Source organism: Planomonospora sp. ID91781 (genome assembly GCF_015711595.1).
Classification (GTDB): domain Bacteria; phylum Actinomycetota; class Actinomycetes; order Streptosporangiales; family Streptosporangiaceae; genus Planomonospora; species Planomonospora parontospora.
Map to the genome: position 1 here is coordinate 2,128,411 of NZ_JABTEY010000001.1, position 11,337 is coordinate 2,139,747.

The window sequence follows — 11,337 nt, forward strand, 5'->3', positions numbered from 1 at the left end:
GGAGGCACCGGCGGGCCCGGTGCCGTGGCGAGCCGCGGGGCCAGGGAAGGTGGGAGACCAGATGCCGTGGCGTGCCGCCGGGTACGTCCGGAAGCCGCCGGATCACACTGGTTTACTGATCACCATGACGAATCTCCGTGACAAGGCCGACCTCTTCCACTCCCTGCACACCCGGGAAAGCCGTCCGCTGGTCCTCGCCAACGCCTGGGACGTCGCCAGCGCCCTGCTCGTGGAGGAGGCGGGTGCGGAGGCGGTCGCCACCACCAGTGCCGGGGTGGCGTGGAGCCTCGGCGCCCCCGACGGCGACCGGCTCGACCGGGACCGCGCCCTCGACCTCGTCGCGCGGATCGCCGCCGCGGTGCGGGTGCCCGTCACCGCCGACATCGAGAGCGGGTTCGGCGACACGCCCGAGGCGCTCGCCGAGACCGTCCGCGGCGTGATCGAGGCGGGCGCGGTGGGGGTCAACATCGAGGACACGGTCCGGGACGGGGCTACCCCGGCGCTGCGCCCGGCCGGGGAGCAGGCGGCCCGGATCGCCGCGGCCCGCGCGGCGGCCGACGCCGCGGGCGTGCCCCTCTACATCAACGCCCGGGTGGACGTCTATCTGCGCGGCGCCGGAGACCCGGAGACGCGCCTGGCGGAGACGCTGGAGCGCGCCGCCGCCTACCGGGACGCCGGGGCCAGCGGGATCTTCGTCATCGGCGCGCCCGACTCCGGCACGATCGCCGCCCTGGTCAAGGGGGTGGGCCTGCCGCTGAACGTCCCCTGCGGGCCGGGCGCGCCGCCCGTCGGAGAGCTGGCCGCCCTCGGCGTGGCGCGGGTCAGCGCGGGCGCGGACCTCGCCGCAGCCGCCTACGGCCTCGCCCGGCGGGCGGCGCGGGAGCTGTACCAGGAGGGCACCTACACGGCGCTGGCCGGAGGGGTCGAGTTCGGTGAGATCAACGGCCTCCTGGCCCGCGGGGAGGGCTGAGGCTCCGCTTCGGCCCGCCGGGGGAGGGCTGAGGGTCCGTTTCGGTCCGCCGGGAGGGCTGAGGGTCCGTTTCGGTCCGCCGGGAGGGCTGAGGGTCCGCTGTCCTCACCGCTTCGGCGGTGGTGCCGGGTCCGGCACTCTCCCGGCCGGTCGGAGGGGCGCCCGGTCCGGCGCCCTCCCGATCGGTCGGCACGGGCGAGGGGTCACTCCTCGGAGAGCTCGCCCAGGGTGACGGTGACGGTCGGGGTGGAGCCGTCGGGGTGCAGGAGCCCCACCTTGGCCTCGTCCCCGGGTCTGAGGGTGGCGAGCACCTCCGAGAGCGCCTGTGTGGTCGGGGTCTCGGTGCCGTTGACCGAGACGATCACGTCGCCGGGCTCGATGCCCGCCCGGTCGGCGCCGCCGCCCTCGGTCACCCGCATGACGCCGACGCCCACCGCGCCGCCCCGGCCGCCGACCACGGTCTGCACCGAGACGCCGAGCGCGGCCCGGCGGGTGTTGACGACCTTGCCGCCCTTGATGATCTGACCGGCGATGTCGGTCACGGTGTTGGACGGGATCGCGAAGCCGATGCCCGGGGCCGCGCCGCCGCCGAGTTCGGGGTTGGTGGCGGCGAGGGTGGGGATGCCGATGACCTCGCCCGCCAGGTTGACCAGGGCGCCGCCGCTGTTGCCCGGGTTGATCGCGGCGGAGGTCTGAACGGCGTTGGTGATCGTGGCGCCGGGCGAGCCCTGCGTCTGGGGTTCGCTGACCGTGCGGCCCAGCGCGGAGACGATGCCGTTGGTCACGCTGCCGGACAGGCCGAGCGGGTTGCCCATCGCCAGGACGATCTGGCCGACCCGGAGTTTCCCGGAGTCGCCGAACTTCGCCGGGGTGAGACCGGTGGGGTCGTCCACCTTGATCACGGCCAGGTCGCCGAGCTCGAAGGCCTCGACCAGCCGGGCGGGCCGGGGGGCGCCGCCGCTGGCCAGGGTGACCTCGAACTGCGAGGCCTCGCCGATCACGTGGGCGTTGGTGACGATGTGGCCCGCGGTGTCGTAGACGACGCCCGAGCCCAGTCCGGTCTTCGTGTTGATCTGCACGATGGACGGGAGGACGTCGCCGATGACCTTCTGGTAGGCGGCCTCCAGCGCGGCGGGCTCGCCTCCGGGGGCGGCGGGGGAGGCGGTGGCGGCAGGGCTTGCGGGGCTTGCGGCGGGGCGGGCGCCGGTGTCCGCGCTGCAGCCGGTGAGCGCCACCGCGACGGCGGTGAGCAGCGCGAGATGCGCGAGCGGTCTCTCCATGCGGGCTTACCTTCCCGGCCCATGGGAAAAGATTACGGTTCCGCCGCCCGCCGCCCGCCGCCCGCCGCCCGCCGCCCGCCGCCCGCCGCCCGCCGCCCGCCGCCCGCCGCCCGCCGCCCGCCGCCCGCCGGGCCGGGAAGGCCGGGAAGACCCGGAGGGCCGGTCAGGACGACAGGTACGCCTCGCGCACGCCGGTGCGGCTGAGCTTGCCGGTGGGCGTGCGGGGGAGCCGCTCGCGATACTCGATCAGCCGGGGGTGCTTGAGCCTGGCGAGTCGGCCGGCGCAGTGGGCCAGCAGGTCGGCGGTCAGGTCCGGGCCGGGTTCGGCGCCGGGCGCGGGCTGGACGAGGGCGACGACCTTGTGCCCCCACTCCGGGTCCGGCACGCCGATCACCGCGACGTCCGCCACCGCGGGGTGCTCCAGGAGCACCGCCTCCACCTCGGCGGGGTAGATGTTCACCCCGCCCGAGATGATCAGGTCGGTCCGCCGGTCGCAGAGGAACAGGTAACCGTCGGAGTCGAGGTAACCGATGTCGCCGGCGGTGTAGAGGCGGCCGAGCATCGAAGAGGCGGTCTTGGCCGGGTCCCGGTGGTACTCGAACCGGTTGATGCCGCCGATGTAGACGAGGCCGGGTTCTCCGGGGGGCAGCTCCTCGCCGTCCTCGCCGACGACGGAGAACCGCATGCCCTCGACCGCCCGGCCGACCGTGCCCGGCCTGGCCAGCCACTCCGCGGAGGAGACCATGGTGACCGCGGCGGCCTCGGTCGAGCCGTAGTACTCCCACAGCACCGGGCCGAGCCAGTCGATCATCGCCTGCTTGGTGGCGGGCGGGCAGGGGGCGGCCCCGTGGTAGAGGTGCGTCAGGGACGACAGGTCGTACTTCCCCCTGACCTCGGCGGGGAGGGCCAGGAGCCGGTGGAACATGGTCGGCACCATGAAGGTGTTCGTGACCCGGTGCCGCTCGACCAGCTCCAGGACCTCCTCGGCGTCGAACCGCTCCGTCAGCACGAGCGAGTGGCCGTACTGCAGCGCCATCATGGCCTGGCCGTACGGGGCGGAGTGGTAGAGCTGCGACAGGACCAGGTGGACGCCGTCGGGCGGCAGCCGGAAGTGACGCCAGCTCTTGCGGACCAGGATGGGGAAGAGCTCCTCGGGGGTGACCTCGATCAGCCGCTTGCGCACGCCCTTGGGCCTGCCGGTGGTGCCCGAGGTGTAGAGCATCATCGATCCGGCCCGGCGCTCGGCGGGCGGGGTGGCGGGGCGGCCGGCGGCGAGCGCGTCGACCTCCTCGTAGCCGCCCGGTACGGCGTCGGCGTACCGTTCGCAGCCGACCACGACGCGGGCCGCGCAGTCGGTGACGATGTAGCCGATCTCCTCGGCGGTGTAGTGCCAGTTCACCGGGACGAGGTAGGCGCCGATCTGGTAGGTCGCGAGCATCATCGTGATCGCGTCGACGCCGTTGGGCAGGACCGTCACCACGGTGTCGCCGGGGGTGACGCCGCGGGCGAGCAGTCCGTGGGAGACGCGGTTGACCCGGTCGTGCAGGTCGCCGTACGTCACCGGCACGGCGTCGCGGCCGGGAGCGGTGCTTCCCAGGACGGCGGCGCGTGCGGGGTCGGCGGCGGCGATCTCGTAGAAGCCCCTCATGAGCGCGACCATACAGAACTAGATTCTGGTGTTGGAAGAGGGGGTCGCCGCCTCCGGCGAGGCGTGTGCTCGCGGCACAAGCGTGGCGGGAAACGGTGTGTCGGCCACCCAGCCGACGTAATCTGGCGGCCATGGCGGACGCTGACGGCACCTCCTCCGGACGCTCTCGGGACGGGCGGGTCCCGTCCTACGAGGCGCCCACCACGCCCATGCCCGTCGTCCGCCCGGACGGGGACCCGGTCGTCACCCCGCGCGTGCCCCGGCGGCCGCAGGAGAGAGCGGACGTCCAGGTGTCCGGTCCCGGCCGGTCGGGATCGGAACCCGCCAGCTCCGCGAAGGCCGCGTCCGGCGGTGACGACGCCGACGACGCGGGTGGTTCCGGTGACTTCCGTGACTCCGGTGGTTCGGGCGGTTCCGGTGGTTCGGGCGGTTCCGCTGGTTCCGGTGGTTCGAGTGACTGCGGTGACGCCGCCGGGCCGTTCCGCGTCGGGGCTCCGCCCGACGCGCCCGCGCGCGGGCGCGTCTCGGCCGCCGAGGTCTCCACCTGGTCCTCCGCCGACGCTTCGGCCTCGGCCTCGGCCGCCGAGGTCTCCACCCGGTCCTCCGTCGACGTCCCGGCTCCGGTCGCCCAAGCCTCCACCCGGTCCTCCGCCGACGCCTCGGCCCCGGCCGCCGCTCCGGTCCCCGCCGGCGGTCTCCTCCCGCAGGACCCGCCCGCCGGGCGGGTCCTGCGGCGCGGGCTGGGGGCGCGGATCGCCGACATCCCGATCAGGCTGGTCTACAGCGCCGGGGCCGCCGTCGTGACGGTCCTGGCGATCTTCTCGGTCTTCGCCCTGTTCTCCGGCGACGAGCCCGCCGACCCGGTGCCGCTGCGCCAACCCGTCCCGGACGCGGCGCCGACCACCGGGCTCGCCCCGCCGAGCGCGTCCCCCGCGGCGGCGGTCCGGCCGAGGCTCCCGAAACCGCCGAGGTCCAAGCCCCTGGCGGCGCTGCCCGGCAGGGCGAGCCCGGTGGTCGGCGCGGTCGTCGACCAGGGGAGCGGGATCACCTACGTCAGGCTGGGGCGGCCGTGGGCGGACGGGCCGGTGCCGCCGTTCGCCGCGGGCCAGCGGGTGGGCGGGGTGCGCCTGCCGCGCACGCTGGCCGTCTCGCTCCCGCTGCCCGGCAGGACGCCGTGGACCGGCCCGCGGACCGACGCCGGTTTCCGCGCCGCGGCGCTGAGCGCGGTGCGGTGGGCCCTGCGCAACCACTATCCGCCGGGCGCCCGGGTCGAGTGGACCGCCTCGCAGCGGCCCGCCGCGGGCCGGGGCTGGGTGCTCGGCTACCGCGTCGACTACGGGCTCGGCGGTGCCCGGCGCAGCTCGCAGGCGGCGCTCGCGCTGCTGGAGACCCGCCGGGCCGAGCCGGCCGTGTTCCTGGTGACCGTACCGGACGGCCGCAAGCGGCTGTGGGCGGACATCGCGCCTCTGGTGACGAGCGTCCGCGCGTTGTGATGGAAGCACCTTCTAGAATATGGTTCTGCTACTGAATCGTTTCTGGAGGCTGTCATGGCGATCGGGTTGAGCGAGGAGCACGAGGCGCTCCACGAGTCGGTGCGCGGCTGGGCCGAGCGGAACATCCCGTCCGAGGTCGTACGGGCCGCGATCGCGGCAGAGAGCGAGGCGCGTCCCGCCTTCTGGTCCGGCCTGGCCGACCAGGGCCTGCTGGGACTGCACATCCCCGAGGAGCACGGCGGCAGCGGGTACGGCCTGCTGGAGACGGCCGTGGCCGTCGAGGCCCTGGGTGAGCGGGTCGCCCCCGGCCCCTACGTCCCGACGGTGCTCGCCAGTGCCGCGATCCTCGCCGCCGAGGGCAAGGCCGGCGCCGAGCTGCTGCCCGGCCTCGCCGACGGCACGCTGACCGGCGCGGTCGCGCTGCGGGGCTCGATCTCCGGCGGGCGGGGCGCGGACGGCGCGCTGACCGTCGGCGGCACCGCCGAGTTCGTCCTCGGCGGGGCGCTCGCCGACGTCCTGGTGCTCCCGGTGCACACCGACCGGGGCGAGGTGTGGGTGGCGGTGGACGCCTCCGCGGCGACCGTGACGCCGGTCGGGTCCCTGGACCTCACCCGCGGCGTGGCCAGGGTCGAGCTCGACGACGTCGCCGTGCCCGCCGACCGGGTGCTGGACGGGCTTAAGGGCTCGGCGGTCCTGAACCTGGCCGCGATCCTGCTGGGCGCCGAGGCCGCGGGCGTCGCGTCGTGGTGTGTGGCCTCCGCCGCCGAGTACGCCAAGGTGCGGGTGCAGTTCGGCCGTCCGATCGGCCAGTTCCAGGGCGTGAAGCACAAGGCCTCCCGGATGCTCGTCGCACTGGAGCAGGCCCGCGCCACCGTCTGGGACGCCGCCCGGGCGACGACGGACACGGAGCGGCGGGCGGACGCGGCGGGCGGAGCGGGCGCGGCCGAGGGTGAGGGAGCGGGCGCGGGCGACGAGTCGGCCTACGCCGCCGCGATCGCGGGCGTGACCGCTCCCGACGCCGCGGTGCAGTGCGCCAAGGACGCCGTCCAGATCTTCGGCGGCATCGGCTACACCTACGAGCACGACGTCCACCTCTACTACCGCCGCGCGCTCACCCTGCGCGCCCTGCTCGGCCCGAGCTCGGAGTGGGCCGAGTCGGTCGCCGAGCTCGCGCTGAACGGCGTCTCCCGCGAGATGGAGATCGAGCTCCCCGAGGACGCGGCCGTGCTGCGCGAGTCGATCCGCGCCGAGATCGCCGCGATCGCGCGGCTGGAGGGCAGGGAGCAGAAGCGGGCGCTGGCCGACGGCGGGTTCGTCATGCCGCACCTGCCCCGGCCGTGGGGGCGCGGCGCGAGCCCGCTGGAGCAGGTGCTGATCTTCCAGGAGCTCAAGGCCGCCAGGGTCAAGCTCCCGCAGATGATCATCGGTGCCTGGGTGGTGCCGTCGATCGCCGCGTACGGCACGCGCGAGCAGCAGGAGCGCTTCCTGCCCAAGACGCTCGCCGGAGAGATGATCTGGTGCCAGCTCTTCTCCGAGCCGGGTGCCGGGTCCGACCTCGCCGCGCTGCAGATGAAGGCGGAGAGGGTCGAGGGCGGCTGGAGGCTCAACGGCCAGAAGATCTGGACCTCGGTGGCGCACTTCGCCGAGTGGGGCATCTGCATCGCCCGCAACTCCTCCGAGGGCTCCAAGCACGAGGGCATCACCTACTTCCTCGTCGACATGAAGGCGCCCGGCGTCACCGTCCGGCCGCTCACCGAGATGACCGGCGAGAACCTGTTCAACGAGGTCTTCCTCGACGACGTCTTCGTCCCGGACGACCTGGTCGTCGGCGAGGTCGGCGAGGGCTGGAAGGTCGCCCGCAACACCCTGTCCAACGAGCGGGTCTCGCTCTCGTCGGGCTCGGGCGGCACCGGGGCCTCCGTCCCCGACCTGCTCGGCCTGGCCGGGCGGCTGGGCCGGGAGCTGAACCCGGCCGAGCGGCAGGAGCTGGCCCGGGTGGTCTGCGAGGGACACTCGATCAACGCCCTCAGCCTGCGGGTGACGATGAAGCAGCTCGCCGGCGCCGAGCCGGGCGCCGACGCCTCGGTCCGCAAGCTGCTGTCGACCTCGCACGCGCAGCACGTCTCGGAGTGCGCGGTGGGGCTGCTGGGCGCCTCGGCGGTGCTGGCGGCCGACGTCAAGCTCGGCGACCCGGGCTTCTGGAACCGGGCCGTGCTCGCGACCCGCGCCATGACGATCTACGGCGGCACCACGGAGGTGCAGCTGAACATCATCGCCGAGCGGATGCTCGGCCTGCCGCGCGATCCGGAGCCGGGCAAGTAGGCCCGGAGCCGCCGACACCGTGCCGGTACCACCGGTGTCGGCGGCCTCTGCGGACGTTGCCGGGGCTACCGTAAGGTCTGGCGATATGCGGACAGATCGGGCTAAAGCGCTGGCGCCGGCGCTGCTCGGGCTGCTGCTCGGGCTGCTGGCGCTGGGACCGGCCCTCGGCCCGGGGTTCGTGCTCCGCTACGACATGGTGTTCGTCCCGGATCCGCCGCTCGCCCTTCCGGAGCAGGGCTTCCCCCGGGCCGTGCCCAGCGACCTGGTGGTCGCGCTGCTGTCGGCGGTGCTGCCCGGGCAGGCGGTGCAGAAGGCGCTCCTGCTCTGGATCTTCGTGCTGGCCGCGTCGGGGGCGGCGGCACTCGTGCCCTCCGGGCGGCTCGGGCCGCGCCTGGCCGCCGCGGCCTTCTACGCCTGGAACGCCTATCTCGCCCAGCGGCTGCTGCTCGGCCAGTGGGCGCTGCTGCTGGGCGTGGCCGGGCTGCCCTGGGCGGTGCGGGCGGTGGTGCTCGGCGGGCGGCTGCGGCTCGCGGCCGCCCTGCTCCCGGCGGCCGTCGGCGGTTTCCAGGCCATGCTGGTCTCGGCTCTGGTCGTCCTCGCCACCGCCGTGACGCTGCCCGGCGCTGCGGGCTTCCCGGGCGGTACGGGCTCCCCGGGGCGCGGTGGCCGCGGAGACCGCGCAGCGGGCGGTCCGCCGCCCCCGCGGCCGCTGCCGGGTGCGATGACACGGGTCCGCAGGGCGGGGGAGGCGGCGCTCGTCCTGGGCGTGCTGAGCCTGCCGTGGCTGGTGCCCGCCCTGCTCAGCAGGGCCACGACCGACCCCGCCGGGGTGGACGCGTTCGCGGCCCGCGCGGACGGCCCGCTCGGCGTGGTGGGCAGCCTGCTCGGACTGGGCGGGATCTGGAACGCGCACGCGGTGGTGCCCGGACAGGAGTCCTGGTGGTCGGCGGGCGTGCGGCTGCTGCTGGCCGGGGTCGCCGTCTGGGGCTTCGTACGGCTCCGCGGTGACGGGCCGCCGGTCTCCGCCGCGGAAGCATCGGCGCCGGGGTCCCGGACTCAGGCGCTCTCCCCGGGGCCGTCGGAGTCCCGGGTCAGGAGCTCCTCGGCCGGAACGCAGGGCCGCGGGGCCCCGCCGTACCGGGCGGGGGTGGCCGGGGCGGCGGTGGCCGGGCTGGGCGTCGCGTGCCTGGGGGCCCTCGCGCCCGGGGTGCTGAAGGCGCTGGTCGGCTGGTGGCCGGGGTTCGGGCCGCTCCGTGACGGGCAGCTCTACCTGGCCCCGTTCGCCCTGCTGCAGGCCCTCGGCCTGGCGTCGGCCGTACGGCTGCTCGCCTCCCGGGCCGCCGCCGTCGTCGCGGTGGCGGTGCCGGTGCTGGTGCTGCCCACCTTCGCGCTGGGGGCGTTCGGCCGGCTGGAGGCCGTCGGCTATCCGGAGGAGTGGCGGCGGGTCCAGGCGATCGTGAACGCCGACCCGGTCCCGGGGGCGCTGCTCTCGCTGCCCTGGGGGGCGCACCGGGCGTTCGCCTGGAACGGCGGGCGGGTGGTCCTGGACCCGGCGACCAAGCTGTTCGCGCGGCGGGTGGTCTGGAACGACGAGCTGCTGGTGGGGTTGCCCGGCGGCGGCCGGATCCGGGTGGCGGCGGAGGACCCGCTGGCCGTCCGGGTCGGGGCGGTGCTGCGCGGTGACCCGGAGCGGCGGGCCGCGGCCCTGGCCGGGCTCGGGGTGCGATACGTTCTCGAACACTCTTCCGAGAACGCGTTCCAGGGCGGCATGCCCGTTTTCCGGGGTCGGGAGCTCCGTCTTCTCCGTCTCGATTACCCGTCCTGACCTGGAAATACGCGGCCCCGGAAGGCATACCGGAGGGTAACTTGCTTTGTCACGGTTTTACTAAGCCTATGGCTTATGAGATGAATCACGTTCTACTCTCGGCACACTGTCCGAATCTGTGAGGGAGAGCCCAGTGATACGCGTGCTCGCAGCACTGGCCGTCGGAGCGGTCCTTGCGGTCGGTGCCTCCGTGGCAGTAGTCAACGTGGCCGCGCCCACGCCGGAGCCGCCCAACAGGCCGCTGTACAACTACGGCGACAAGTGAACTCGGGGGCCGTCCGGCGGCCCCCGAGGGCACCTCTTCACCGGCCAGGCGGGGCCGGACATCAGTGATCAGTTCGGGGCCTGACCTCGTCATGCCCTGATCAGCTCGGGGCCTGGCTTCGCCATGCCCTGATCCGGCCGTGCGCGGAGCGCGGAGTGGAGGAGAGATCGTGGTCCTATCCCGTGGGAAGGCGGCCGCCGCGCCGTACCGGCCGGCCGCGTCGTACCCGCCGGCCGCACCGCGGCCCCGGCTGAGCCTGGAGGCCGGCGGGACGGAGGCCGGGGGCGGGACGGGGGAGGCCGCCGCGGCCCCGCTGGAGGGCGTCAGGGTGGCGGTGCTGAACTTCCGGGAGCCGCAGCAGTCGGTGGCGGGCGGCGCGGAGGAGTACGCCTGGCAGGTCAGCCGCCACCTGGTCGCCCAGGGTGCGACGGTGCACTTCGCGACCAGCCGGGAACCCGGCCAGGCCGGGAGCGAGCACCTCGACGGCATCACGCTGCACCGGATGGGCAACCGCTACCTGGTCTACCTGCTCGTCCCGCTCTGGCTGCTGCTGCGGCGCCGCTCCTTCGACGTCGTCATCGACTCGATGAACGGCATCCCGTTCTTCTCCCCGCTCGTCGTGCGCCGCCGCACCTCGGTCATCTGCCTGGTGCACCACGTCCACGACCGGCAGTTCTACGCGTTCTTCCCCGCCTGGCTGGCCAGGATCGGCTGCTTCATCGAGGGGCCGGTGGCCCGCCTGCTCTACCGCCGCCGCATGACGGTCACCGTCTCCGAGTCCTCCCGGGACGACCTGCGCGCCAGGCTGCGCTGGACGGCCCCGATCCAGGTCGTGCCCAACGGCGGCCCGGCGGTCCGGCCCGTCACGCAGCGGACCGTGCCGGGGGACCCGGCCGTGGTCTACCTGGGTCGGCTGGTCGGCCACAAGCGCGTCGAGCGCGTGGTCGGTCTCGCCGCCGAACTCGGGGAGAGCCGTCCCGGCCTGCACGTGCACGTCGTCGGGCGGGGACCGGAGTCCGGCGCGCTGGCCGCGTTCGCCGCCGAGCGGGGCGTCGCCGACCGCGTCCACCTGCACGGCTTCCTCTCCGAGCCGGACAAGAACGCCGTGCTGAGCTCGGCCCTGCTGAACGTGACGGCCTCGGAGTTCGAGGGCTGGGGCCTGACGGTGATCGAGGCGGCGGCCTTCGGCGTGCCCACGGTCGCCTACGACGTCGCGGGTCTGCGCGACTCGGTCCGCGACGGGGAGACCGGCTGGCTGGTCCGGGACGGGGAGACGCTGGCGGCCGCGGTCGAGCGGGCGATCCGGGAGCTGTCCGACCCGGTGCGGCGGGTGGAGATCCAGCGGGCGTGCCGGGCCTGGGCGGGGGAGTTCACCTGGGGGCGGACCGGCGCTACGATAACCAGACTTATCACCACAGATCTCTCCATAGCTGACCGTCGACGCCGGTCCGCGGGCCGCCCGCCGGCCGGAGCCCCCGACCTCCGTCTCGCCGTAAGTGAGACCGACCCTGCGTGAGCCCCGCGGTGACCTCCC

Annotated in this window: 8 protein-coding genes; 6 read left to right on the forward strand and 2 right to left on the reverse strand. The window is 74.7% G+C overall.

The features are described from left to right. The first annotated feature begins 124 nt into the window (after nt 1–124). On the forward strand, nt 125–970 hold the full coding sequence (locus tag HS048_RS09805; RefSeq protein ID WP_196466752.1) for an isocitrate lyase/phosphoenolpyruvate mutase family protein: 846 nt from the start codon (nt 125–127) through the stop codon (nt 968–970). Between the two features lie 203 nt (nt 971–1,173). Here the strand turns inward: HS048_RS09805 and HS048_RS09810 are convergent, their stop codons facing one another. Both HS048_RS09810 and HS048_RS09815 read right to left on the reverse strand, forming a co-directional pair. Further along, nucleotides 1,174–2,250 (reverse strand): S1C family serine protease, encoded by a 1,077-nt coding sequence (locus HS048_RS09810; RefSeq protein ID WP_196466753.1) that lies wholly within the window; start codon nt 2,248–2,250, stop codon nt 1,174–1,176. A 163-nt stretch (nt 2,251–2,413) separates the two neighbouring features. Continuing rightward, complete coding sequence (locus HS048_RS09815; RefSeq protein WP_196466754.1) at nt 2,414–3,898, reverse strand: AMP-binding protein; 1,485 nt, start codon at nt 3,896–3,898, stop codon at nt 2,414–2,416. 131 nt (nt 3,899–4,029) lie between these two features. Here HS048_RS09815 and HS048_RS09820 point away from each other — a divergent pair, with 131 nt between their 5' ends. From HS048_RS09820 to HS048_RS09835, 5 genes are all read left to right on the forward strand, one after another. Beyond that, entirely contained in the window at nt 4,030–5,391 is a 1,362-nt protein-coding gene (locus HS048_RS09820) for a hypothetical protein (RefSeq protein ID WP_196466755.1), read from the forward strand. Between the two features lie 54 nt (nt 5,392–5,445). Beyond that, nucleotides 5,446–7,713, forward strand: a complete 2,268-nt coding sequence (locus HS048_RS09825) for an acyl-CoA dehydrogenase (RefSeq protein WP_196466756.1) — start codon at nt 5,446–5,448, stop codon at nt 7,711–7,713. An 85-nt stretch (nt 7,714–7,798) separates the two neighbouring features. Next, nucleotides 7,799–9,538: a hypothetical protein gene (locus tag HS048_RS09830; protein WP_196466757.1), complete on the forward strand. Its 1,740-nt coding sequence runs from the start codon at nt 7,799–7,801 to the stop codon at nt 9,536–9,538. A gap of 142 nt (nt 9,539–9,680) precedes the next feature. Next, nucleotides 9,681–9,803: a hypothetical protein gene (locus HS048_RS38055; protein WP_255529714.1), complete on the forward strand. Its 123-nt coding sequence runs from the start codon at nt 9,681–9,683 to the stop codon at nt 9,801–9,803. A 169-nt stretch (nt 9,804–9,972) separates the two neighbouring features. Further along, nucleotides 9,973–11,319, forward strand: a complete 1,347-nt coding sequence (locus HS048_RS09835) for a glycosyltransferase family 4 protein (RefSeq protein WP_374058757.1) — start codon at nt 9,973–9,975, stop codon at nt 11,317–11,319. Nucleotides 11,320–11,337 lie beyond the last annotated feature (18 nt).

Bases quoted from the DNA above. Each gene is read 5' to 3' on its own strand.
- HS048_RS09805 (WP_196466752.1), top strand. From the start codon at position 125: ATGACGAATCTCCGTGACAAGGCCGACCTCTTCCACTCCCTGCACACC.
- HS048_RS09810 (WP_196466753.1), bottom strand. From the start codon at position 2,250: ATGGAGAGACCGCTCGCGCATCTCGCGCTGCTCACCGCCGTCGCGGTG.
- HS048_RS09815 (WP_196466754.1), bottom strand. From the start codon at position 3,898: ATGAGGGGCTTCTACGAGATCGCCGCCGCCGACCCCGCACGCGCCGCC.
- HS048_RS09820 (WP_196466755.1), top strand. From the start codon at position 4,030: ATGGCGGACGCTGACGGCACCTCCTCCGGACGCTCTCGGGACGGGCGG.
- HS048_RS09825 (WP_196466756.1), top strand. From the start codon at position 5,446: ATGGCGATCGGGTTGAGCGAGGAGCACGAGGCGCTCCACGAGTCGGTG.
- HS048_RS09830 (WP_196466757.1), top strand. From the start codon at position 7,799: ATGCGGACAGATCGGGCTAAAGCGCTGGCGCCGGCGCTGCTCGGGCTG.